Below are 24,570 nucleotides of genomic sequence, written 5' to 3' on the forward strand. Positions count from 1 at the left end.
GCTTGGCAATTCGTTACGCGGGCGACTTCATGACTTTGCCTATTTTGCGGCGAGTGCGCTCAGTCGGTCGAGATCGAGCGCGTTCACCGCGGCCTTCAACTCCCCGATATCGGCGACGGTGCCCTCCGCCTCGACCATGAAGCGGTCGGCCAGCGTGGTGGCATATTTGCCGTGCCGGCTGTCCTTGTCCCATTCTTCGGTCACGATGCGGCCGTCGATCGTCTGGGTGCGCTCATAGCCGCTGGCGGTCTGGCGGTTCGACTGGACGTTGAGCGCCGCGCCGATCCCGGCAAAGGCGCCGGCCACCGCGATGTCGTTCACCTCCAGCTCGATCTCGTCGTCGCCGGCCCGGTAGCGGGCGGAGGCATGGGCACCGGCGGACATGCCGCTGCTTTCCATCTCGGTGCGGGTGAAGCGGCCGATCTTCTCGGGCAGCAGCGCCTGCAGCACATCCGGCGCGATCGCGGCGGAGCGGCCATTGTTGGTCGCTTCCTCCATTCGCTTGGCGGCCTGTTCCATCTGCTTTGTCGCGGCGTCCATCTTGTCGACGTCGATCTTGCCGATGCCCGGCACGGTGATCTCACCGCCGATCTCGTCCGGCCCGGCATGGCTGCCGGACAGGCCGCTGAACGGCATGGCGAGCAGGCTGGCGAGGATGAAAAGCAGCGCGCCCGCGACCATGGTGACGATGGTGTAGGGCAGCGCCTTCTGCTCTGGCACCTTCATCAGGCGCGGCAGGCCGAGATAGAGGAGGTAGAGGCTGTAAAGTCCGAGCAGGCCGAGCATGCCGAGGCCCGGCAGCAGCGAGAAGATGCCGGCCAGCCAGCCGGCGGTCGCCGAATAGGCGGAAATCTTGAACGCCTTCAGCTTGTCGCGCTGGCCGCCGAAACTGGGGGCGAGGAAGTTGATGATGATCGCAAGCACGGCCAGCCCGATCAGCGACAGGACATAATGGGCGATCGCCATGCCGATCGCGCCGATCAGCGGCGGGCGCCAGGTGATGCCGAACAGGCCATGGCCAAAGACCTGTCCGCCGATCAGGGTCGCGAGCGGCGGGATTGCCGCCAGGATCATGGCATAGCCGGTATAGATGCTGCCGATGCTGGCCGGTTCGGCCTCGATCACCGGCCATTCGTCCCTGGGGCGCAGGATGATCGCCTTGGCCCGATCGGCGATGCCGGGCGGGGTGGAAACCGGGTTGCTGTCCGACATGACCGTTCTCCCTGTTCTTTGGGGGCGATAGGATCAGCAAGCGCAGCCCTTGGCAAGCGACAAGTGGTGATCTTGTCCACAGCTTTTCGCCGGGCGGGACTGGCGCGCGGGCGCGGGCGTCGTTAGATTGCCGCGATGTCTCATTCCGCCTTCGTACCGCTGCGCATCTTTTCGTCCTTCACCATGCTCGAAGGGGCGATCGACCCCAAGAAGATCGCCAAGCAGGCCAAGGCCCTGGGTTTTCCGGCGGCGGCGATCACCGACCGCAACGGCCTTTATGGTTCGATGGCCTTTTCCGATGGTTGCAAGGGCGAGGGCGTGCAGCCGATCGTCGGTGCCATGCTGGGCGTGGCCCGGCCGGGCCGGCCGTCCAATGCGCCGGCGGTGCATGACTGGATCGCCCTCTATGCGCAGGATGCGGGCGGCTATGACAATATCTGCGCGCTGGTGTCGATGGCGCATCTCGACCGGCCGGTCGAGGAAGTGCCGCATGTCACGCTCGACATGCTGGAGGGGCGGACCGATGGCGTGATCGCGCTGACCGCCGGCGGGGAAGGGGCGATCGCCCGCCTGTTCGCCGAGGATCAGCCCGACGCCGCGCTCGCTTACGCCGACCGGTTGCAGGCGCTGTTCCCCGACCGGCTCTATGTCGAGATCTGCCGACGGCTGGACCCGGTCGAGGGCAAGGCGGAGCCGCAGCTGCTCGACCTGGCCTATGACCGCAATCTGCCGCTGGTCGCGACCAACCCGACCTGCTTCGCCGAGCCGGAATTTCACGCGGCGCATGACGTGATGCTGTGCATTGCCGACGGCGCCTATGTCGAGACGCCCGATCGCCGCACCAGTTCGCCCGACGCCTGGATGAAGCCGGCGGCGGAGATGAAGCGGCTGTTCGAGGATATGCCCGAGGCGCTGGCCAACACGCTGGTCGTGGCGCAGCGCTGCGCGGTGATGGCGCCCAAGCGCAAGCCGATCCTGCCAAGCCTTGCCGGTGATATCGAGGGCGAGGGCGTCATGCTGCGCGACCAGTCGATCGCGGGGCTGGAGGCCCGGCTGGAAAAGGCCGGGATCATCGCGGACGAGGCGCGCCAACCCTATTTCGAGCGGCTGAAGTTCGAAATGGACATCATCATCCAGATGGGCTTCCCCGGCTACTTCCTGATCGTGGCCGACTTCATCAAATGGGCCAAGGATCATGATATTCCGGTGGGGCCGGGCCGTGGTTCGGGTGCCGGATCGCTGGTCGCCTGGGCGCTGACCATCACCGATCTCGATCCGTTGCAACTGGGCCTGCTGTTCGAGCGCTTCCTGAACCCGGAACGCGTCTCCATGCCCGACTTCGATATCGACTTCTGCGAAACGCGGCGCGGCGAGGTGATCCGCTATGTGCAGCAGAAATATGGCAGCGATCATGTCGCCCAGATCATCACCTTCGGTAAGCTCAAGGCGCGCGCCGTGCTGAAGGATACCGGCCGCGTGATGCAGATGAGCTATGGCCAGGTCGACCGCCTTGCCAAGCTGGTGCCCAACCATCCGACCGATCCCTGGACGCTGGAGCGATCGCTGAACGGCGTCGCCGAGTTCAAGGCGGAATATGACAATGACAATCAGGTCAAGCGCCTGATCGACTATGCGATGAAGCTGGAGGGCTTCCCGCGCCACAGCTCCACCCACGCGGCTGGCGTGGTGATCGGCGACCGGCCGCTGAGCCAGCTGGTGCCGCTCTATCGCGATCCGCGATCCGACATGCCGGTGACCCAGTTCGACATGAAGTTCGTCGAGGGCGCGGGGCTGGTGAAGTTCGACTTTCTCGGCCTCAAGACGCTGTCGGTGCTGCAAAAGGCGGTGCAGCTGCTCAAGGGACGCGGTGTCACGGTCGATCTCGACACGCTCGCCTGGGACGATGCCAAGGTCTATGAACTGCTCCAGCGCGGCGACACGGTCGGCGTGTTCCAGCTGGAATCCGAAGGCATGCGCAAGACGCTGGCCGCCGTGCGTCCGACCAATTTCGGCGACATCATCGCGCTGGTGTCGCTCTATCGTCCCGGCCCGATGGACAATATCCCGATGTTCGGGCGCCGCAAGAACGGCCAGGAAGAGATTGAATATCCGCACATCCTGCTGAAACCGATCCTCGAGGAAACCTATGGCATCTTCGTCTATCAGGAACAGGTGATGCAGGCCGCGCAGATCCTGGCCGGCTACAGCCTTGGCGACGCCGACCTTCTGCGCCGCGCCATGGGCAAGAAGATCAAGGCGGAAATGGACGCCCAGCGCCTGCGCTTCGTCGAGGGCTGCGCCAAGAGCGACATCAAGCCGGCCAAGGCGAACGAGCTGTTCGACTTGATCGACAAGTTCGCCGGCTATGGCTTCAACAAGTCGCACGCCGCCGCCTACGCGCTGCTTGCCTATCAGACCGCCTGGCTGAAGGCCCATTATCCGGCGGAATTCTATGCCGGGTCGATGGCCTTCGATATCCATCTGACCGAAAAGCTGACCGTCTTCGTCGACGACATGCGGCGCATGGGCATGACCTGCCTGCCGCCAGACCTCAACCAGAGCGAGGCCGACTTCACCGTCGAGGCGGTGCCGTTCGAGGGGGATGACCCGCGCCTGGGCTTTGCCGTGCGCTATGCGCTGGGCGGCCTCAAGGGCGTGGGCGAGAAGGCGATGGAGCAGCTGGTTGCCGAGCGCGAAGCCAATGGTCCGTTCAAGCATCTGGACGATCTGGCCGACCGGATCGAGCCGCGCCTGCTCAACCGGCGCCAGCTCGAAAGCCTGGCGGCGGCCGGTGCGTTCGACACCATCCATGCCGATCGGGCCGGGGTGCATGCGGCGGCCGAAACCCTGTTGAGCGTCGCGGCAAGCGCGGCGCAGGCGCGCGAGAGCGGGCAGGGCGGCCTGTTCGGCGATGTCGAGACGGCCCATGCCGACGTCCGCATCCCGCCGCATCAGGCCTGGACCGTGTCGGACCGGATGGCGCAGGAAAAGGAGGCGTTCGGCTTCTATTTCTCGGCCCATCCGGTCGACCGTTTCCGTCATCTGGCCGATGCGCGCGGCGCGAAAAGCTATGGCGAAATCTGTTCGCAGCCGATGGGCATGCCCAATGCCGAAGGCCGGGTGATGGGCATCATGGCGGCGATGGTCGAGGATGTGCGCTGGCGCGAGACGCGGCGGGGCGCGCGCTATGCCAACGCCACCTTCTCCGACCAGAGCGGTCAGTTCCAGGCGAGCTGTTTCGACGAGGATGCCTGCAAGCAGATCGAGGAACTGGCGCGCGAGGGCGATTGCGCGCTGCTGCATGTCGAGCTGGATCGCCTGCCGGGCGAGGAAACGCCGCGCGTCACCGTGCGCCGGATGGAGCCGTTCCGCGAGATTGCCAACGTGTCGCGCATGGAACTGGTGCTGGACATCGAGATGGTCGAGGCCGTGGCCAAGCTGGCCGCGATCCTGTCCGGCAGCCGGGGCGGGCGGTGTGAGGTGTTCGTGCGGGCGCCGATCGGCGATGGTAAGGCGGCCCGCGTCTTCCTGGGCGACGACTTCACGCTGGGCGCCGATCAGGTCGACGCGATCAGTGGCATTGCCGGGCTGACCGTCCATAATCTGGCGCGGATGGAGGCGAAGTCGGACGGCTATCGCACCCGCCATCGCCGATCGGCCATGCGGCTGGTCGGCTGATCCCGCCCATTTTCCCAATCCGAGGAGAAATCTGTGTCCGAAGCGACCCTGGCTCTGGTCCATGCCTATTATGATGCCTTCAACCGGCAGGATGCCGAGGGGATGCTGGCGCTGCTGGCCGACGATGTGCGGCACGAGCCGAGCCAAGGCGCGGCCCGCATCGGCAAGGCGGCCTTTGCCGATTTCCTGGCCCATATGAACATTTGCTATGCCGAGACGGTGATCGATCCGATCGTGCTGGCCAATGCGGAAGGGACGCGGGCGGCGGCCGAGTTCATGCTGGACGGCCGCTATCTGGTGACGGACGAAGGGCTACCGCCAGCCGCTGGCCAGACCTATCATCTGCGGGTTGGCGCCTTCTTCGACATCGTCGAGGGGCAGATAACGCGGATTTCCAACCATTATAATCTGGCCGACTGGATCGCGCAGGTCGAAGGGCGTTAAAAACCGCCGCCTGTCCCGTTGCCGTTCCATCCTGAGGTATCCTTGACCCACATCCGCGTTGCCGCCGCCCAATATCCGATCGAGCAGGTGCAGAGCTTTGCCGCCTGGCAGGAAAAGCTGACCCGCTGGGTGGAGGAAGCCGCTGCGCTGGGCGCGACGCTGGCGATCTTTCCCGAATATGCGGCGATGGAACTGGCCGGGATCGATCCCGAGCGGGCGGCCGACCTGACCGCCTCGCTCGATCTGGTGATGCAGTTTGGCGAGGCCTATGACCGCCTCCATGCCGAGCTTGCGGCGCGGCTGGACATCATGATCCTGGCGGGCAGCCGGCCGGTACGGGAAAGCGACGGCCGGATCGTCAATCGCGCCCGGCTCTTCTGCCCCGACGGCACCACCGGCCATCAGGACAAGATCATGATGACCCGGTTCGAGCGCGAGCGCTGGGGCATCAGCGGCGGCGACAGCATCAACCTCATCCACACGCCGATCGGGCCGGTCGGCATATCCATCTGCTATGATGTCGAATTTCCGATGATCGCGCGGGCGCAGGCGGAGGCGGGCGCCAAGCTGATCCTGACGCCATCGGCCACCGACACGATGCAGGGCTATTGGCGGGTGCGGATCGGCGCGCAGGCGCGGGCGATGGAAAATCAATGCTTCGTCGTCCAGTCGCCCAGCGTCGGCATGGCCCCCTGGCTGCCCTGCATGGACGAGAATTTCGGCGCCGCCGGCGCCTTTGGTCCGCCCGATGGCGCGATGCCCGACGATGGCGTGATCGCGCTGGGGCAGGCGAACGGCCCGGCCTGGGTCGTGGCGGACATCGACCTGGCCATGGTCGACCAGTTGCGTGCGGATGGCACGGTGCTGCCCTTCCGACACTGGCCCGAACAGCATGTGCCCTTCCACATCATCCAGAATGGCGCGGGATCGGACGTGATCGCGCAGATGGCCAGCGATGCCGCGCGCGACGATGCGCCGGCCGCGCCGCAAATCGAAGATCAGGAGATTGCAGAATGACCGAGCCGTCGATCATCGTCGACCGCGTGACCAGCGATGCGCAGGGACTTGAGGCGCTGGCGACGCTGCGCATCCGCATCTTCCGTGAGTGGCCCTATCTCTATGAGGGCGATGCCGCGCATGAGGAGGAATATCTCCGCGATTTCCTGGCGAGCGAGCATGCGACTTTGGTGCGGGCGCGGATCGGCGAGGAGCCGGTCGGGATCGCCACAGCCTCGCCGCTGGCCGGCCAGCCCGACAGCCTGGTCGCGCCGCTGGCGGCGGCTGGCGTCGATGTCGCGCGCAGCTTCTATTTCGGCGAGTCCGTGCTGCTGCCGGCCTATCATGGCCGCGGCATCGGCCATCTCTTCTTCGACGCGCGCGAGGGGGCGGCGCGGGAGGCCGGCGCCGATTATGCGATCTTCTGCGGCGTGGTGCGCGGCGAGGACGATCCGCGCCGCCCGGCCGACGCCCGCGACCTGGCCCCCTTCTGGCGCAAGCGCGGCTATGCGCCGATCGAGGGCGCGCTGTGCGACATGAGCTGGAAGGAAATTGGCGGCAGCGAAAAGGTCAGCCACCCGATGCAATTCTGGATGCGGGCGCTGTAAGGGGCGGGGCGGTTCCGCGCGGATGGCGGCGAAAGCTTTCCCTTGATTTCGCGCGCGGTGGGTGGTGATGGGATATCCATGATTATCTCGACCATCCCCTGGGACCAGCCTGCCACCATGATCGACCTGGATGGCAAGGCGCCGCTGATCGCGACGGTGCGCGATTGCGTTATTCATTATGGCCTGTTCAAGCCCTTCGCCAAGGAACAGGCGCGGGTGCTGTTGACCCAGCCGGTGCATCGCGAGGGGCAGAAGACCCGGACCTGGCTGCTCAATCCCGATGAAATCCAGCAACTGGCGGACAAGCTGCGCGCCGAGGGCTGAGCTAGCGGCGGCGGCCGGCCTGGATCAGGGCGTAGAAGGTCACCGCCGAAAAGCCGATCGCGCCGGTGAGGCCGATGGCGGCGCCGATCCAGGCGCCGTCCATGCCGGCCAGCAACTGGCCGGCGAGAAAGCCGATAATCGGCAATATCATCAGCAACAGGCAGCCGAGCGCCGCCATGTCAGCGGCTTGCTTCGGCGGCCTTGGCCCGCTCCAGGAAGTTGCGGGACAGGCCATGATAGAGGCGCTCGCGACAGAATATCTGCGCCGATGCGTCGGCGACCAGCGCGGCGCCCAGCAGCGGCAGCATGAAGCCGCGGCTGCCGGTGGTTTCCGAAATGATGATGACGGCGGTCAATGGCGCGCGCACCACGCCGGTGAAATAGGCGACCATGCCCAGCAGCACGACGGCGCTCGCCGGTTCGCCGGGGAAGATCCAGCGCAGCAGATTGCCGAAGCCGGCGCCGGTGGCGAGCGAGGGGGCGAAGATGCCGCCGGGAATGCCCGAGACGCTGGTGGCGAGGGTGCTGAGGAATTTGGCGGGGGCGAACCAGAGCGGCTGGTCGCCGCCCGCGATCATGGTACGGGCCGGGGCATAGCTGGTGCCCCAGGTGAGGCCGGTGGCCACGCCGATCGCCGCCACCAGCAGGCCACAGCCGCCGGCGAACAGCACCGGATGGGCGCGCATCCAGTCGGTCATGCGATTGCGCGCAGTGGCGGCATCGAGCGCCAGCCGCGCGAACAGGCCGCCGGACATGCCGCCCAGCAGCCCGGCCAGCAGCGCGACCGGCACCGCCGATTGCAGCGGCAGATGGGCCGCGACCGCGCCGAAATAGACATAGTCGCCAGCGACGCCGAGGCTGACCATGCCCGAGATGATGACTGCGGTGATGACCAGCAGGGTCATGCGCTGCTCATAGGCGGAGGCCAGTTCCTCGATCGCGAAGGCAATGCCGGCAAGCGGCGTGTTGAAGGCGGCGGCGACGCCGGCCGCGCCGCCAGCGACCATGACGGACGCGCGCAGCGGCACGTTCAGCAAAGCGTGGACGCGGGCAAGGATGGCAGCGGAAATCTGGACGGTGGGGCCTTCTCTGCCGACCGAAGCGCCGACCAGCAGGCCGGCGATGGTCAGCACGACCTTCAGCAGGGCCATGCGCAGGTCAACCAGGCAGCGGCCGACCTTTTCCGGCAATTGGGTGGCGGCGATCACCTGCGGGATGCCCGATCCGCCGGCAAAGGGCGCGACGCTGCGGGTGATCCAGGCGAGGGCGGCAAAGCCGAGCGGGGTCAGCAGCAGCGGTAGCCAGCGATTGGCGGTGGCCAGGCGATGGAAAGCCTCGGTCGCTTCGTCCGCGGCCCAGGCGAAGGCGAGCGCGGCGAGGCCGACCAGCACGGCGCCGCCGATCAGGGCGAGGCGACGGCGAAACAGCAGGGATGTCGGCCCGCTATGGCGCAGCAGCGCGCGGGCGCGGCGGCGGCTCCAGCGCTGGCCGGGGCGGCTCATGACGGACGTTGCGCGCCGGGGCGCGATTGACGCAGGACGCGGAAAGGGGGCGGCACGGATGCCATGGCGCAAAAATCGATCCCGGTGGGCTGGACGCGCCCTCCCTACCAGCAAAATGGATGATGGCCAGTATTTTCCGGCTATTTGTCCATTTTCCCGATCGACAAGCGGATCGCTCCTCAGAGCCGCTCCATCCGCAGCCAGTCGGGATCGCCGGACCAGGCGCTGGTCAGGGCCTTGCGGGCGGCGGCAGCCTCTGCCTTGTGCCCCTGGGCTGCCTCTGCGCGGGCGAGGCCGTACAGCGCCCAGCCATTATTGGGAGCCTGGATCAGTGCCTGGCGGAAGGCGGCGCTGGCTTCGTCGTGGCGGCCGGCGAGGAAGAGGGCGGCGCCGAGCGACTGATGCACCGGATAATACCAGTAGGCCGGTTCCTGATAGGGGATCTTCCGCTCCAGCGCGATCGCGGCGCGATAATGATCGGCGGCCTGCGCATAGCGGCGCTGGGCGGTGGCGAGACGGCCGCGCGCGACCGCGGTGGCGAGCGCGATCAGGTCCGGGGCTGGGACGCCCTGCGCAATCATCGGGGCCAGTGCATCGGAGCGGGCGAGCGCGCTCATTGCCGCGACCTCCGCATCGAAGCCGCGCTGGTCGCGCTGCTGGGCACGGGCGACGGCGCGGGCATAATGGCGCATGGCGATGGCATAGGGCAGGCGCGGATCGGGCGCGGGCAGGGCGAGGATGTCGGCGGGCGCGGCGAACTGCGCCATGGCCAGATAGGGGGCGGCGTCGATCGCCTGGATCCAGGCGATGGCGGCCGAGGTTTCGGGATCGAGGATGGTGCGCAGGCGCCGCGCCTCCCGCATCGCGCCATCCATGTCGCCCGCCATCTGCGCGGAGGCGACGATGAAATGGACATTGTGCGGATAATAGCCGTAGCGCACCAGGCTGTGGTCGTCGGTGGCGCGGATGAAGGCTTCGTCGGCGCGGGCGGCGGCGATGTTGACGCGGATCGAGTCGCGATAGCGGCCGACGACCTGATAGATGTGGCTGGGCATATGGACGAGATGGGCGGCGCTGGGCATGCCATCGGCGGAGAGGCGGTCGGCGGCAGATTCGGCGCGTTTTGCATCGCTCGCTTCGAGCAGGTGGATCATAAGATGCGCCGCCTGGACATGGGCGGGATTGCGGGCCTGCACCGTTTCGACCAGGCGGATGGCAGCGCCGGCGCGCCCGATCGCGGTCTTGCGGTCGGCCTCCCAATAATTCCACGGGCTGGTGTCCATCGCCGCTTCGGCGGCCAGCAGGGCGACATCGTCATCGGCCGGGAAGCGCGCCGCGAGCGCCAGCATTGCATCGGCATAGGCGCCGTCGAGCGCGGCGCGGTCGGCATCGGGATCACGGGCATAGCGTAGCGCCGCCGCCTCGATCAGGCCGCGCTCCATCGGTGACGCCCGATCGCGCAGCGTCATCGCCCGGTCCATCGCGGCAAGAGCCGCGTCCCGGTCGCCGGCATCCATCGGTGCGTTGATATTGGGGCCGAGCGCCACCGCCTCGCCCCACCAGCAGAGCGCGCAGGCCGGATCGAGCCGCTGTGCCGCACGGAAGGAGCGGACCGCGCCGGCATGGTTGAAGCCGTACATGAGGAACAGGCCCTGGCTGAAATAGCGGCGCGCCTGCGGATTGCTGGTGGTCAGCGGAAAGCGCGAATGGGTGAGATCGTCGAACAGCGGGATCGGCGGCGCGTCGGCGATCGGCTGGGCGGCGGCGGCCGCGATCAGCAATTCGCGGGCGAGGGCGGAGCCGACCTGTGGGCCGCTGCACAGGCTGCGAGTAAGGCGAACGGGATCGAGCGCGGCGAGCGTCGCGGGCGAGAAGGCAGGTTCGATCGATATGGAAGCGAGCGACAGGCCGATGCCCAGCGCGGTCGCTGCCCTTATCCAGTCAGCCATGCGTCCGGCCCTTCCCCAAAAGCCCGCCATCCTGTGAGACAGACTATATCATCGGGGAAGGGGCCGGTAAATCAGGGCGTCAATGCGCCTGTTCGAGATAGGCGTCGATGGTCGCCAGATGGGTGTCCTTGGCCTGCTGCGGCAGGAAGGAGCCGGTGATGCTGTTGCGCGCGAGCAGGGCGATCTGCTCGCGGGTCAGGTTTCGGGCTGCGGCAACGGCGCGATAATTGTCGTTGAGATAGCCGCCGAAATAGGCCGGATCGTCGGAATTGACCGTGGCGCGCAGGCCCATGTCCAGCATCCGGTCGAGCGGATGGCTGGCGATATCGTCGATCACGCATAATTTGAGGTTGGAGAGCGGGCAGACGGTCAGCACCAACTGCTCGTCCACCAAGCGCTCTACCAGGGCATCGTCCTCCAGCGCGCGATTGCCATGGTCGATCCGGTCGACCTTGAGCAGGTCGAGCGCTTCCCAGACATAGGCGGGCGGGCCTTCCTCGCCGGCATGGGCGCACAGCTTGAGGCCGGCTTCGGCTGCAGCGGCGAAGACGCGGGCGAATTTCTCGGGCGGGTGGCCGACTTCCGACGAGTCCAGCCCCACCGCCTTGATCTGCGACAGCCAGGGGGTGGCGGCGTGCAGTGTGTCAAAGGCCTCTTCCTCGCTCAGATGGCGCAGGAAGCTGAGGATCAGGTCGCTGGTGATGCCATGGCGTTCTTCCGCGTCCCGCATGGCCGACAGCAGCCCCTCGATCACATGGTCGAAGGGCACGCCGCGTGATGTGTGCGCCTGCGGATCGAACATGATTTCGGCATGGACGATATGGTCCTGCGCTGCGCGATCGAAATAGGCGGCGGCGAGATCGTGGAAATCCTGCAGCGTGCGCAGCACATTGGTGCCGGCATAATAGATGTCGAGGAAATCCTGGAGATTGCCGAAATCATAGGCCTGACGGATCTCGTCGATCGAGCCATAAGGCAAGGTCACGTCGTTGCGCCGGGCCAGCGCGAACATCAGTTCGGGCTCCAGCGTCCCTTCGATATGGAGGTGCAACTCTGCCTTGGGCAGTCCGGCGATAAATTGGTCGATGTCGGTCATGGGGCCTCTATACAGGATCGACCACCATGGCACAGCTACGGGCCGCGTGGAACGGTCGTTGCAGCGCCATGCTGGTTTGCGTGGAAGGTCTCGTGTGGAAGGCCCCGCGGTATTTATTTGGCGATCAGCGTCGGCCGCCATAGCATTCATGATCCCTGATCATGACATCATGCCGATCATCGCATGAACCTGAACGGCCTCTCCTGTGTTATCCTCCATCTGGGTAGATGGCAGGCCGGAAGACGGCCGCCAGTTTTTCTTCGATAGAGTGCGCAACCAGCGTCTGCAGGGGAGATTTTCATGGCCGATTTTCCGGATATGGGCGTGTCGCGACGTGGCATATTGGCGGGCGGTGCCGCCTCCGCGACGGTTGCCGTCATTTCAGCACCAGTGCAGGCACAGCCGTCTCCCGCTGCGCCGCCGCCGATGATGGCGGTCGATTTCATCGTGAATGGCAAGCGGCAGCAGTTGAAGCTCGACACCCGCACGACATTGCTCGACGCGCTGCGCGAACATCTCAAGCTGACCGGCACTAAGAAGGGCTGCGATCATGGCCAGTGCGGCGCCTGCACCGTGATGGTCAACGGCACCCGCATCAACAGCTGCCTAAGCCTGGCGCTGCAGCATCAGGGCGACGAGATCACCACGATCGAAGGGCTGGGCATGCCCGACAACCTCCATCCGATGCAGGCGGCCTTCATCGCCCATGATGGCTATCAGTGCGGTTATTGCACGCCGGGGCAGATCTGCTCTGCCGTCGCCGTGCTCAAGGAAATCGAACAGGGTGTGCCAAGCCATGTCCAGGCGGACATCACCCGCGCCCCGGACTATTCCAATATCGAGATGCGCGAGCGGATGAGCGGCAATCTCTGCCGTTGCGGCGCCTATTCCAACATTGCCGAGGCCATGGCGCAGGTCGCGGGAGCAAAGGCATGAAGAGCTTCACCTATGAACGGGCGAAGACGCCCGAGCAGGCCGCCGCGGCCGTGGCCGGCCGGCCAGGCGCCAAATATCTGGCTGGCGGCACCAATTTGCTCGACCTGATGAAGCTGGAGATCGAGACGCCCACTCATCTGGTCGATGTCCAGGATCTGAAGCTCGACCGGATCGAGAAGACGGCGGAGGGCGGGCTGCGGATCGGCGCGCTCGTCACCAACACGGCGCTGGCGTCGGACATGGCAGTCCGCCGCGACTATGGCGTCCTTGCCCGTGCGATCGTCGCCGGCGCCAGCGGCCAGCTGCGCAACAAGGCGACGACAGCGGGGAACCTGCTGCAGCGAACCCGCTGCCCCTATTTCTACGACACCAACATGCCCTGCAACAAACGTCGGCCCGGCACTGGCTGTGCGGCGATCGGCGGCTTTTCCCGGCAGCTGGCCGTCATCGGTTCGTCGGACCAGTGCATCGCCACCTATCCCGGCGACATGGGTGTGGCGCTGCGCCTTCTCGATGCGAAGGTCGAGACGGTGAAGGCCGATGGCGCAAAGCGCGCAATCGACTTTGCCGACTTTCATCGCCTGCCCGGCAATGAGCCGCAGCGCGACAATGTGCTGGAGGCTGGCGAACTGATCACCGCCATCACCCTGCCCAAGCCGATCGGCGGCACCCAGCTTTATTACAAGGTGCGCGATCGGGCCTCCTATGCCTTCGCTTTGGTTTCGGTCGCGACCGTCATCCAGAAGGACGGTAGCGGACGCGTGGCATTTGGCGGCGTCGCCCATCGGCCCTGGCGGGTGGAAGCGGCCGAAGCCGCCTTTCCAGGCGGCGCGCGCGCCGTGACGGAGAAGGTCTTTGCCGATGCCCGTCCGACCGAGGACAACAGGTTCAAGCTGAAACTGGCCGAGCGGACGCTGGCGTCGCTCATGGCCCAGGCGAGGAGTTGATCCCATGAAATTCGATGCCCCCGCCAAGGCCAATCTGTTCGATCAGGCCAAGATCGTCGGCAAGTCGACGCCCCGGATCGACGGCCCGCTCAAGACCACCGGCCAGGCGCCCTATGCCGCCGAACGCCATGATGTCATCGCCAACCAGGCCTATGGATTCGTTGTCGGATCGGCCATCGCCAAGGGGCGGATCGCCGCGATGGACACAAGCCTGGCCCGCGCCGCGCCGGGCGTGATCGCGATCGTCACCGCCCCTGATACCAAGCCGGTCGGCAAGGGCATGATGAATTATGCCCCGCTGTTCGGCGGCAGCGACATCCATCATTATCATCAGGCGATCGCCTGTGTGGTGGCCGAAAGCTTCGAACAGGCGCGCGCCGCCGCGGCGCTCATCCGCACTGATTATGTGCGGGACAAGGGCGTGTTCGATTTTCCTGCCGTCGCCCCGGCCGCGCCGCTGGCCAAGGGGCAGGGGGGCAAGCCTGACACGAGCAGTCAGGGCGATTTCGCCGCCGCCTTCGCCGCGGCGCCGGTGAAGCTCGACGCGCGCTACAGCACCGCGAACGAAAGCCATTCGATGATGGAACCGTTCGCCACCATCGCCGCCTGGGACGGCGACAGGCTGACGCTCTGGACGTCCAACCAGATGATCGCCTGGGCCAAGCAGAGCATGAGCAAGATCCTGGGCATCGACCCTGCCAATGTGCGGGTGGATTCGCCCTATATTGGCGGCGGTTTCGGCGGCAAGCTGTTCGTGCGGGCGGATGCCGTGCTGGCGGCGCTGGGCGCCAAGGCAGCCGGACGGCCGGTCAAGATTGCCGTGCAGCGCCCGCTGATGGCCAATAACGCGACCCATCGCCAGGCGACGATCCAGCGCATCCGTATCGGCGCGGAGCGTGACGGGCGGATCACCGCGATCGGTCATGAAAACTGGTCGAGCAACATCAACGGCACCGATGGCGAGGATGGCACGGCCCAGACGCCCAAAGTCTATGCCGGCGCCAATCGCATGACCGCCAATCATGTCGCCATGCTCGACCTGCCGGAAGGCAATGCGATGCGCGCGCCCGGCGAGGCGCCAGGGCATCTGGCGCTGGAAGTGGCGATCGACGAACTGGCTGAAAAGCTCGGCATGGACCCGATCGAACTGCGCATCCGCAATGAGCCCGAGGGGACAGTGCCTGCCAACGCGACCCAGCGCATTTCCGACCGCAATCTGGTCCGCTGCCTGCGCGAAGGGGCGGAGCGGTTCGGCTGGGCGCAGCGTAGCGCCAGGCCGGGGCAGCGCCGCGAGGGCGCCTGGCTGATCGGCATGGGCGTCGCGGCGGGCTATCGCGGCGGGCCGACGGCGACATCCGGTGCGCGCGCGCGGCTCGGCACGGATGGCCGGATCACCATCGAAACCGACATGACCGACATCGGTACCGGCAGCTACACGATCATCGCCCAGACCGCGGCGGAAACCATGGGCGTGCCGCTCGATCGGATCCAGGTGGTGCTGGGCGATTCCGATTTCCCCGCTTCATCGGGTTCGGGCGGCCAATGGGGCGCGGCCAGTTCGACCGCCGGCGTCTATGCCGCCTGCGTGGCGCTGCGCCGGGCGATCGGCCAGAAACTGGGGTTCGACGCCGATAGCGCGACCTTCGCCGACGGCCGGATCGACGCGGGCGGTCGCCGCCTGGCGCTGACCGATGCCGGCGCCCTCACGGCGGAGGATGAAATCAGCTTCGGCGATTTCAAGAAGGGGTATGATGTCGGCACCTATGCCGGCCATTTCGCCGAAGTCGCGGTAAACGCCTATACCGGCGAAACCCGCATCCGCCGCATGCTGGCCGTGTGCGATGCCGGCCGCATCCTCAATCCGCTGTCGGCGCGCAGCCAGGTGATCGGTGCCATGGTCATGTCGGCCGGCTCTGCCCTGATGGAAGAACTGGCGGTCGACACCCGCTTCGGCTTCTTCGTCAATCACGATCTTGCCGGCTATGAAGTGCCGGTCCACGCCGACATCCCGCATCAGGAATGCATCTTCCTCGACACGCTCGACCCGGTGGTTTCGCCGTTGAAGGCGAAGGGGGTGGGGGAATTGGGCATATGCGGTCCCGGATCGGCGATCGCCAACGCCATCTACAACGCCACCGGCATCCGTGTGCGTGACTATCCCCTGACGCTGGACAAATATCTCGACCAGATGCCCGACATCGCCTGACCCTTAACCGGAGCAAGACCATGAAGCCGGACAAGACCGCTATCGTCCTGATCGAATATCAGAATGATTTCGTCAGCGAGGGCGGTGCCCAGCATGAGGCGGTGCGGGATGTGATGCGCGCCACCAGCATGCTGGCGAACAGCGTCGCGCTGCTGGATGGCGCGCGCCAGGCGGGGCTCACCATCCTTCATGTGCCGATCAGCTTTGCGGAGGGCTATCCCGAACTGTCGCCCCGGCCCTATGGCATCCTTGCCGGCGTGATCGCCGCCAGGGCCTTTCGCCGGGGTAGCTGGGGCGCGCAGATTGCCGATGCGATGGCGCCGACCGATGGCGAGATCGTGGTGGAGGGCAAGCGTGGCCTGGACTGCTTCGCCAGCACCAATATCGACTTCATCCTGCGCCAGCATGGCATGACGCACCTGGCCATTGCCGGCTTTCTCACCAATTGCTGTGTCGAATCCACCATGCGCTCCGCCTATGAACGGGGCTATCATGTCGCGACGCTGATCGACTGCTGCGCCACCATCGGCGAGGAGGAACAGCGCGTGGCGATCGCCAAGGATTTCCCGATGTTCTCGCTGCCAATGACCGGGCGGGATTTCCTCGCGCAATTTGGCTGAAGGACCGATCTGTCCCCTCCAGAGCGGGGGACTTCTGGCCGGGAGGGCAGCATTTGCCCCGATGCCTGCACCATTCTGCGAACGCTTCATAAGTTTATGTTGCTGTGCAGCATAAGCCATTGTGGGCCGTAATCGCCGCGGTTAGGGGCGCTTTCGATGAGGCTGGCAGGGAACAGGTGTCGAGTTGGCGAGTGAGCGTTTCGGCTTGCGGCAGGCGGCCGCGTGGCTGTCGGAGGTCGTCGGGCCTGACCGCAGCTATGTGAATGTCGGGATCGTCTATACGGTGGCGATCAGCCTGTTGTCGCTGGCTACCCCCATCTCCGTGCAACTGCTGATCAACTCGGTGGCGCGTACCGCTTTGGTCGCGCCCTTGTGGATCCTGTCCGGCGTGCTGCTGGCGCTGCTGCTGGTCGTGGCGGGGCTGAGCGCGCTGCGCGTCTATCTGCTGGCGATCTTCGAACGCCGCATCTTTGCGCGGGTGGTCGCGGAAATCACCGTGCGCGCGGTGCATGCGCAAAACCCCTTCTTCGTCGATGAAAGCCGGGGCAGCCTGTTCAATCGCTATTTCGACATGGTGATCGTCCAGAAATCGGTGCCCAGCCTGGTGATCGGCGCCTTCACCATCGTGCTGCAGGGGGCGGTGGGCCTGGTGGTGACCAGCTTCTACCATCCCTTTTTCCTGGCCTTCAACCTGGTGCTGGTGACGGTGTGCCTGATGATCTGGCTGGCCTGGCGGCATGGCGCGATCACCGGCGCGGTGGGTGTCAGCCATGCCAAGCATAATGCCGCGCACTGGCTGGAAAGCGTCGGCGGTTCTAACGGCTTCTACAAGTCGGCCCGCCATCTCAATTTCGCGATGGACCGCTCCGAAACGGTCATTGCCGACTATATTGCCGCGCATCGCCGCTATTTCCGCTATAGTTTCGCGCAGACGCTCGGTTATTTCCTGGTCTATGCCTTTGCGGCGGCTGCCTTGCTCGCGCTCGGCGGCAATCTGATCCTCGCCGGTCAGCTTTCGATCGGGCAGCTGGTCGCGGCGGAACTGATCCTGTCCGGCGTCTTCTACGGCATCTACCAGCTCGGTTCCTATCTCGACACCTTCTATGATCTGGTCGCGAGCAGCGAGGAATTGTCGCAGATCCTGGCCATCCCGCAGGAGCGGCTGGGCCAGCGCGGGGAGGCGCCACGCGACGGATCGGTGCGCTTCCGCGATGTCGAGATCGACAAGGCCCAGATCAATTTCGAGATTGCGAGTGGCGAGCAGGCGGTGATCCTGGCCGAACCGGGCATGGAGAGCGCTCTGGCGCTGCTGCTCAAGCGCCACGCCGCGCCCGACAGCGGCATCGTCCTGATCGGCGGCAGCGAACTGGGCAGTTTCGACATGTATCTGCTGCGATCGGCGGTGATGGTGCTCAATCGCCCGACCATCATCGATGTCACCCTGCGCGAATATCTCTCGTTCGCCGAAGGTCGCGACATGGATGGGGCGCGGATCATGAACGCGCTGGAACGGGTGGGCCTGGGCGCGCGGCTCGCCAGGCTGCCGCACGGGCTGGATACCCAACTCGCCAGCTCCGGCTCGCCGCTGTCGATCGTCGAAGTGATGCAGCTCAAGCTTGCCAATGCTCTGCTCAGCCGTCCGCGCGTGCTGCTGTTGTCGCAACTTTACGACATGATGCCGATTGCCAGCCTCAAGGCGACATTGGCCGAGTTGCGGGCAGCGGGCACGACCGTGCTGCTCAGCAGCGGGCGCCCCGAAGCGCTCGACCTCGACGCCTGGTATTGGGTCGGCGCACGCACGCAGCAACGGTTCACCGACAAGGATGAATTTGCCCGCTTCGTTGCGGCACGGGAGGCGCAGGCATGACGCTCGACCGCGCCCAGGCCGAACATTTCCCGTCGCTCGCCCAGTTGCGGCCGCCCCGACTGGTGACGACCGTCGCCTGGCTCATCCTGCTGGGCGTCCTGCTCGTGCTGGCGATCCTGTTCGTGCCCTGGCAGCAGACGGCGCAGGGCGGTGGTCAGGTCACGACGCTGAGTGCGCAGGACCGCGCCCGCGACGTATCCTCGCTGGTGAGCGGCCGCGTCGCCGAGTTCTACGTCAGGGACGGCGATCATGTCAGGGCCGGTGATCCGATCGTCCGGGTGGTCGATGTCGATCCCGATTTCCTCGCCCGGCTGGCGGGCGAAAAGGCACAGGTCGAGGCACAGATCGCGGCGGTCCAGCAGGCGCGGGCGACCGCGATGATAGACGTCAATCGCACCAGCCAGCTCTATGCCGAAGGGCTGGCCGCCCGCCGCGACTATGAGCAGACCCAGATCAAGGTTGCCGATGTCGATGCGAAGCTGGCCGAAGCGCGCGCGAAGCTCAAGCAGATCGAGATCAAGCTCGCGCAAAGTTCGGCGCAGATCGTCTCGGCACCGCGCGAAGGCCGGGTGCAGGATCTGAACGCCGCAGCGGGCGGCGCGCTGATCTCGTCGGGAACGGTGCTGGCGACGATCGCGCCCGAGAATATCACCCGCGCGGTCGAACTGTATGTCGACGGGCGAGACGTGCCGCTGGTCGAGCCGGGGCGCCAAGTGCGGCTCGAATTTGAGGGCTTTCCGGCCTTCCAGTTCAGCGGCTGGCCGGCTTTTGCTGTTGGCATCTATGACGGCCAGGTGCGGTCGGTCGATCCCACGCCGCGCACCGACGGGTTGTTCCGGATCTTGGTGGAACAGGCGCCGGGCAAGACCGCCTGGCCGGAGCGACGCTTCGTCCGTCAGGGCAGCCAGGTGCTGGGCTGGGTGCAGGGCGACACGGTGCCGGTCTGGTATGAATTGTGGCGCCAGCTCAACGATTTCCCGCTCAACTTTGGCCAGGATCAGGTGGCCGGCAAGGGCGAGGCGAAAGCGCCCAAGGACGACAAGAGTTCGATCGAGAAGAAGAAGTGACGATGTGGCGCGCGATGTCGCTGCCCATGCTGGTCGCGGCCATGGGCGCGGGCACCCTGCCGTGCGCGGCTGGTGAGGCCCTGTCGGTCGATGCGACGCCCGCGCCGACCGCAGGACAGCCCTTGACGCCGCTGACGCTGGACGAGGTGCTGCAATCCTCGGCCCGCTCGGCGCCCGATATCATTGCCGCCCTGGCGCGCGCGCGTCAGGCCGAAGGGCGCGCGATCAGCGCACAGGGTGCCTTCGACACGGTGTTTTCCGTGGATGCCCGCAGCCGGGTCGAGGGCTATTATGACGGCACGCTGATCGACAGCAAGGTCGAACGCCCGCTCACCGGCAACGGCGGCTATGTCTATGGCCAATATCGCAATTCGCGCGGGGATTTCCCGGTCTATGAGGACAAGGCCTATACCAATCGCGCGGGCGAGTTGAAGATCGGCGCGCTCTATGCCCTGATGCGCGATCGCCTGATCGACGCGCGACGGTCGGCCTCGCAAATCGCCGGCAACGATATCGACATCGCGCGCTTTGAGACGCGTGCGACCGCGATCGGCGTGCAGGCGCGCGCCATAGCCGCCTATCAGAAATGGGTAGCGAGCGGCCTCAAGCTCAAGGTCTATGAGGCGCTCTATGATCTGGCGGAAAGCCGTAGCCAGGGCATTGCGCGCCAGGTGCAACTGGGCGCCAAGTCCGCGATATTGCTGACCGAAAACGAAGCCAACATGGTCAAGCGCGAGGCGCTGGTGGTGCAGGCGCGGCAGGAGTTCATGGCGGCGGCCAACAGCTTCTCGCTCTATTATCGCGATGCGGACGGACTGCCGATCCTCGTCGATGCCGCGCGCCTGCCCGCATCCGCCGCCGCGTTCGACGGCCTGCGGATCAACCCATTGTTCGCGATCGAGGATCGTCCCGACTTCGGCATCCTGCTGGAGGAAATCGATAACGCCTCGGTCAAGCTGGCGCTGGCCGAGAACGACACCCGGCCCAAGCTGGATTTCGAGGGGCAGGTCGCCAAGGATGTCGGTGCCCAGGGGCTGGGGGGCTATAGCCGCACGCCGCTGGAGGTGATCGTCGGCGTCACCTTCAAGGTGCCGCTGCAGAACCGCAAGGCGAGGGGCAAGGTGGCCGAGAGCCAGGCGAAGATCGACGAACTTACCGTCAAGCAGCGCTATCTGGCGGAAAAGATCCGCACCGAAGTGGCCGGCATCGGCATCGAGGTCGACGCCGCGCGCGTGCTGGTCGATACAACCCGCCGGCAGCGCGACCTGGCCGAACGACTGGCCCAGGCCGAGCGGCGCCGCTTCGATCTGGGGTCGAGCGACTTCTTCCTGGTCAATAGTCGCGAGGAGGCGGCCACCGATGCTGCGGTCAAGCTGATCGAGGCGCAGGCGCGCATCGCCGCGGCCCAGGCCGAAATGGCGGCGGCAACGGCCGATGACCGGGCGCTAGGACTGGATCGCAGCTAGGCGGCATATGGCTGCGACCTGGCGTCAGGTCGCCGGTCGGTCGGGAAAACGGGCCTTGATCGCCGCATAGGCGGCTCTCGCCTTCATCAGGGCGTCGAACTGGACATGGTGCCAGGGCGAGCCGATCGCGACGGCACCATCGACAATCTTCCGGTTGCTGCCCCAAAGTCGATGGCAGTGCCCGGCGCCGCGTGGGACGCAGCTGTCGAAGGACATGTCGGGGCGGCCCCCGATGCGATCCCTGATGTCGCGCATCAGAAGCTGGCCCGGCGCATAAGCGCGATAATCCTCGTCGAAAGCCATCTTGAAGCCATGGCCCCAGATGGCGGCTTCAAACCAGCTCGACATGGCGATCGCGCGGCCCCCGACCGACAGGGTGGCGAGGCGGGCGCTGCCGTTCGAATGACCGCGCTCAATCACTTCGCAAAACAGGGCCTGGGTCGCGCTGTCGCTTGCCAATGCGCTGCCGCTACGGCCTTTCCAGCCCGATGCCTCAAGGTCCAGAAACGCGTCGATCCAGGCTGTGCATGGCGCGTCCGGCGCCAGAATGTCGATCGTGACCGGGCCATGTTCCTGTTCCAGCCGCTTCGACAGGCTGCGCAGTCGGCTCCGCATTTTCGCGTCGCCGCGGCCTTCCCCTTGCTTGCCGGCGCGATAGGCTGGACGATCATGGCAATGGATGGTGTGGAATGCTCGCCTTTCCCGTTCGCAGCGGTCGAACAGGGCGATACTGACCGGATCGTCGGCATCCAGTCCGGAGACATGCAGCATGATCTCCCCGCCTGAGCGCTGGTCCAGGAAGGCGAACAGGCTCTTCCAGAACAGATCAGCGGACTGCGCGATGACCAGCGGCGTACCCAGGAATTGGTTGGTCGCCGCCCAGTTGCGCCAGATGCGCACTGGCCATCGGCCGAAGCGTGGTACGGCGATCAGCGGCATGACGCCCAGCCATGGTCCATTGATGGGGGCGACGACGGCCAGAAACACGTCAGCGCCATCAGGCGCGTGGCTCAGGGCGGCGTCCATGAACCAGTCCTGCGCGAAGACATTGGCGGCCCCGGCCAGTGCCGACAGGGCCGCCCACTGCGCGCGATCATCGGCCGTCAGATCGGCATGGCGCAGGATGCGGACGGCGGGTTGGTCGGCATCCGACAGCGGCCAGGCATGGCTGGCGTCCGGTTGGAAGCTGCCGGAGGCGGGAAGGTGGCTCATAACAGCCCGGCCTTGCGCGCCACGCGGCACCCGATCGAGCGCCATTTGGCGGCCTTGGGCCATATCGGCACGTCGCCGGTGGGCAGGCCCCATCGCCGCAGCAGCGGATTGATCTGCATGGCGTCGCCCAGCGTCTGGCTCCACTGGCTCTGCCAAGTGATCGACAGCGAAATGGACGGCTCCGAGCCCGCCCTGACCCAATGGGGCGAGGCATAGGGGATGAACAGGCCGTCGCCCGGCTGCATGGGGTGGATGTCGGCATCCGCCTCATAGGCGTCGTTCCAGGGCAGCATATTGTCGCCACCACCATAATAGGCTTCGTGCCGGTCGATCGGCAGCCATGGTGCCATCGGGCGATAGGTCGCGAACTGTTTGTCGCCCGCGATCTGGAAGAGGATATTATATTCGCAATCGAAGTGAAACGGGGTGAGCGTTCCCGGCGCGGAAATGAAGATGAACCCCCGCACCGTCAGCCCCGGACCGGTCGCTGGAGAAATTGCGGGGCCGATCTGGTCCATCAGCCTGGCCAGCAACTCGCGATAGGCGGGCAGTTGCTCGACGAAGCGGAGCATGATCCAGTTGCCGCTGGTCTGGATCGAGCGAATGACGGTGGCGACATCGGCGTCGTCGGAGCGGTCCATCGCGAATTCGCCGCCATTGGGGGCGTTGCCGATCCGGCGTTCGACAAATTGCGGTGGCAGGTCGATGCTGGCTTTTGCCAGGGCTTCGAACGAGAGCAGCGGATGGTCCGTCAGGCTATGCTGCAGCATGGTCGGTGACAGCGGATAGGCGCTGGCGAAAGGACCGAGACTGGACGGCGCAACAAAGCTCATGGAGGAAGTTCTTCCGCTATGACGAGATCAATTGCCGCAAACTTGTCATGCAAGGTTGAAGATCGCGTTAAACACGATGCGCGTATTCCAGTATATTTTCAGGCCATAAGAAGTTCAGTTTCTGTTTGGGCTGAGTTGAAATGGTGATGCGGAAATATAATTTTGGATGAAAAATGGTTGCGGCAATGATTTCTGATCTGTTTCCGCGTTGATGCGATGAAGAAGATCGTAATGCGGTGTTTCGATCGTGCCTGGTCTTAGATGCGCGCCATTCTCCCCTTGCGCGATTGTCGGATGCCGCGCTGGCGGCAACCGTGCGGCATCATGATATTGCCGGCAGCGGCGAGAGGTCTGCGCTTGATGGGGCGCCGGGGACGCACGCGCCGGCACGACGCATTTCGCCGTGGAGAAGCCTTGAGGCTCTGGTTCAACTCAGCCGGTCGATCGCGTCGCTGTCGAGGCCGCCGGGGATGATCATGATCGGGCAGGGCATCTTGCCCGCGTCCGATCCGGTGAAGTAGGATACCAGGGCGCCGGGCGGGCCGCTGGCGGCGGCGCCCAGGACCAAGGCGGCGACATCGTCCATTTCCTCCAGCGTCTTGCGCACCACAGCGACGGGATCGCCCTGGCGCACGGTGATGCTGGGGCGGATGCCGGATTCGTCGGTCAGCGTGCCGGCGGCGCTGGTCACCAGCGCTTCGGCCCGTTGCAGCGCTTCATCCTCCATCGTCGCCTGGACGCCGCCCCACTGGACGAATTCGGACGGTGGGATGAGGGCCAGGATGCGGATCGTCCCGGCCGTCTTGGCGGCGCGGCGGGCGGCGAAGCGCAGCGCGGTTTCCGCTTCGGGCGATTCGTCCACGACCACCAGATATGTCCGCATTGCTCGATATCCCCGAGAAACAAAAATCCGCCTTGCCGGCCCGTCAAAACAGCCCCGACGAACCAACGAGGTGAAATGTGGGGCATTATGGGCCCTTGCGCAAGGCGTGGCCTTGACCGTTCCGGCCAAAGGGTGAAAACGGGCTCCGAAACGGCGCGTGCCAGATAATCAAGAAGAGGCCCCGAACGCATGAGCAAGACGATCCAGATGCCTGCCCTGTCCCCCACCATGGAGGAGGGCACGCTGGCCAAGTGGCTGGTCAAGGAAGGGGACAAGGTATCGTCCGGCGACCTTCTCGCCGAGATCGAAACCGACAAGGCGACCATGGAATTCGAGGCCGTCGATGAAGGCACCGTCGCCAAGATCCTGGTGTCGGAAGGTGCCGAGGGCGTGAAGGTCGGCACCGTCATCGCGATCATCGCCGAAGAGGGCGAGGATGTCGCCGAAGCCGCCGCCAGCGGTGGCGCTGCGCCCGCCCCCAAGGCCGATGCGGTCCCCGCCAAGGCCGAAGCCGCCGCCCCCGCCGCCAAGGCTGATCCGGTGCCGGCGAAGGCGGCTGCTCCCGCCGCCGCTCCGGCGGAAGGCCGCGTGAAGGCGAGCCCGCTGGCCCGTCGCCTGGCGGAAGCCAAGGGCGTCGATCTGGCCGCTGTCGCCGGTTCGGGCCCGAACGGCCGCATCGTCAAGGCCGATCTGGACGGCGCCGCTGCCGCGCCGGCCAAGGCCG

21 protein-coding genes are annotated in these 24,570 nt (G+C 65.8%); 13 read left to right on the forward strand and 8 right to left on the reverse strand.

Going from position 1 to position 24,570, the window contains the following annotated elements:
• Positions 1 to 39: 39 nt before the first annotated feature.
• Positions 40 to 1,212 carry a Yip1 family protein gene (locus tag A0U87_RS17010; protein WP_048939179.1) on the reverse strand — a complete coding sequence of 391 codons (1,173 nt, stop codon included), beginning with the start codon at positions 1,210 to 1,212 and terminating at the stop codon, positions 40 to 42.
• Positions 1,213 to 1,347: 135 nt separating this feature from the next.
• Between A0U87_RS17010 and dnaE the strand changes: the two genes are divergently transcribed.
• The 5 genes from dnaE (at position 1,348) to A0U87_RS17035 (ending at position 7,262) form a co-directional block, all read left to right on the forward strand.
• The gene (gene dnaE / locus A0U87_RS17015; protein ID WP_137405785.1) at positions 1,348 to 4,890 is read left to right on the forward strand and encodes a DNA polymerase III subunit alpha; all 3,543 of its coding nucleotides are present in this window, start codon (positions 1,348 to 1,350) and stop codon (positions 4,888 to 4,890) included.
• A gap of 33 nt (positions 4,891 to 4,923) precedes the next feature.
• Positions 4,924 to 5,334: a ketosteroid isomerase-related protein gene (locus A0U87_RS17020; protein WP_048939177.1), complete on the forward strand. Its 411-nt coding sequence runs from the start codon at positions 4,924 to 4,926 to the stop codon at positions 5,332 to 5,334.
• 42 nt (positions 5,335 to 5,376) lie between these two features.
• Positions 5,377 to 6,351, forward strand: a complete 975-nt coding sequence (locus A0U87_RS17025; RefSeq protein WP_048939176.1) for a carbon-nitrogen hydrolase family protein — start codon at positions 5,377 to 5,379, stop codon at positions 6,349 to 6,351.
• Complete coding sequence (locus A0U87_RS17030; protein WP_048939175.1) at positions 6,348 to 6,938, forward strand: GNAT family N-acetyltransferase; 591 nt, start codon at positions 6,348 to 6,350, stop codon at positions 6,936 to 6,938. Before A0U87_RS17025 ends, A0U87_RS17030 begins: the two co-directional genes overlap by 4 nt.
• A 78-nt stretch (positions 6,939 to 7,016) precedes the next feature.
• Complete coding sequence (locus tag A0U87_RS17035; protein WP_010337356.1) at positions 7,017 to 7,262, forward strand: hypothetical protein; 246 nt, start codon at positions 7,017 to 7,019, stop codon at positions 7,260 to 7,262.
• A gap of 1 nt (position 7,263) precedes the next feature.
• Here the strand turns inward: A0U87_RS17035 and A0U87_RS26245 are convergent, their stop codons facing one another.
• From A0U87_RS26245 to A0U87_RS17050, 4 genes are all read right to left on the reverse strand, one after another.
• Complete coding sequence (locus A0U87_RS26245) at positions 7,264 to 7,440, reverse strand: hypothetical protein (RefSeq protein WP_164488875.1); 177 nt, start codon at positions 7,438 to 7,440, stop codon at positions 7,264 to 7,266.
• A gap of 1 nt (position 7,441) precedes the next feature.
• Positions 7,442 to 8,764, reverse strand: a complete 1,323-nt coding sequence (locus A0U87_RS17040; RefSeq protein ID WP_010337357.1) for a chloride channel protein — start codon at positions 8,762 to 8,764, stop codon at positions 7,442 to 7,444.
• Between the two features lie 179 nt (positions 8,765 to 8,943).
• Entirely contained in the window at positions 8,944 to 10,713 is a 1,770-nt protein-coding gene (locus A0U87_RS17045; RefSeq protein ID WP_107917576.1) for a tetratricopeptide repeat protein, read from the reverse strand.
• Between the two features lie 79 nt (positions 10,714 to 10,792).
• Positions 10,793 to 11,809 (reverse strand): adenosine deaminase, encoded by a 1,017-nt coding sequence (locus tag A0U87_RS17050; protein WP_048939173.1) that lies wholly within the window; start codon positions 11,807 to 11,809, stop codon positions 10,793 to 10,795.
• A gap of 300 nt (positions 11,810 to 12,109) precedes the next feature.
• Here A0U87_RS17050 and paoA point away from each other — a divergent pair, with 300 nt between their 5' ends.
• The 7 genes from paoA to A0U87_RS17085 all read left to right on the forward strand — a co-directional run bounded on the left by paoA (position 12,110) and on the right by A0U87_RS17085 (position 20,918).
• Entirely contained in the window at positions 12,110 to 12,745 is a 636-nt protein-coding gene (paoA, locus tag A0U87_RS17055) for an aldehyde dehydrogenase iron-sulfur subunit PaoA (RefSeq protein ID WP_048939172.1), read from the forward strand.
• Positions 12,742 to 13,692: a xanthine dehydrogenase family protein subunit M gene (locus A0U87_RS17060; protein ID WP_137405786.1), complete on the forward strand. Its 951-nt coding sequence runs from the start codon at positions 12,742 to 12,744 to the stop codon at positions 13,690 to 13,692. The genes paoA and A0U87_RS17060 overlap by 4 nt, the downstream gene beginning before the upstream one ends.
• 4 nt (positions 13,693 to 13,696) lie before the next feature.
• Complete coding sequence (gene paoC, locus A0U87_RS17065) at positions 13,697 to 15,898, forward strand: aldehyde oxidoreductase molybdenum-binding subunit PaoC (protein ID WP_048939171.1); 2,202 nt, start codon at positions 13,697 to 13,699, stop codon at positions 15,896 to 15,898.
• A 20-nt stretch (positions 15,899 to 15,918) separates the two neighbouring features.
• Entirely contained in the window at positions 15,919 to 16,518 is a 600-nt protein-coding gene (locus A0U87_RS17070; RefSeq protein WP_048939170.1) for a cysteine hydrolase, read from the forward strand.
• A 184-nt stretch (positions 16,519 to 16,702) separates the two neighbouring features.
• Complete coding sequence (locus tag A0U87_RS17075; RefSeq protein WP_010336015.1) at positions 16,703 to 18,385, forward strand: ABC transporter ATP-binding protein; 1,683 nt, start codon at positions 16,703 to 16,705, stop codon at positions 18,383 to 18,385.
• Positions 18,382 to 19,452 carry an HlyD family efflux transporter periplasmic adaptor subunit gene (locus A0U87_RS17080; protein ID WP_137405787.1) on the forward strand — a complete coding sequence of 357 codons (1,071 nt, stop codon included), beginning with the start codon at positions 18,382 to 18,384 and terminating at the stop codon, positions 19,450 to 19,452. The genes A0U87_RS17075 and A0U87_RS17080 overlap by 4 nt, the downstream gene beginning before the upstream one ends.
• Before the next feature lie 2 nt (positions 19,453 to 19,454).
• The gene (locus A0U87_RS17085; protein ID WP_053094355.1) at positions 19,455 to 20,918 is read left to right on the forward strand and encodes a TolC family protein; all 1,464 of its coding nucleotides are present in this window, start codon (positions 19,455 to 19,457) and stop codon (positions 20,916 to 20,918) included.
• 24 nt (positions 20,919 to 20,942) lie between these two features.
• Here the strand turns inward: A0U87_RS17085 and A0U87_RS17090 are convergent, their stop codons facing one another.
• The 3 genes from A0U87_RS17090 to A0U87_RS17100 form a co-directional block, all read right to left on the reverse strand.
• Entirely contained in the window at positions 20,943 to 22,130 is a 1,188-nt protein-coding gene (locus A0U87_RS17090) for a GNAT family N-acetyltransferase (RefSeq protein ID WP_048939188.1), read from the reverse strand.
• Entirely contained in the window at positions 22,127 to 22,963 is an 837-nt protein-coding gene (locus A0U87_RS17095; protein WP_048939169.1) for a transcription factor jumonji, JmjC, read from the reverse strand. The genes A0U87_RS17090 and A0U87_RS17095 overlap by 4 nt, the downstream gene beginning before the upstream one ends.
• 427 nt (positions 22,964 to 23,390) lie before the next feature.
• A complete protein-coding gene (locus A0U87_RS17100; RefSeq protein WP_048939168.1) occupies positions 23,391 to 23,846 on the reverse strand; it encodes a universal stress protein in 456 nt (151 codons plus the stop codon).
• A 189-nt stretch (positions 23,847 to 24,035) separates the two neighbouring features.
• Between A0U87_RS17100 and A0U87_RS17105 the strand changes: the two genes are divergently transcribed.
• Positions 24,036 to 24,570 (forward strand): biotin/lipoyl-containing protein (locus tag A0U87_RS17105; protein ID WP_137405788.1); only part of this gene is annotated, 535 nt, incomplete at its 3' end.

It is taken from the genome of Sphingobium sp. MP9-4 (assembly GCF_005281675.1).
Lineage (GTDB): Bacteria > Pseudomonadota > Alphaproteobacteria > Sphingomonadales > Sphingomonadaceae > Sphingobium > Sphingobium yanoikuyae.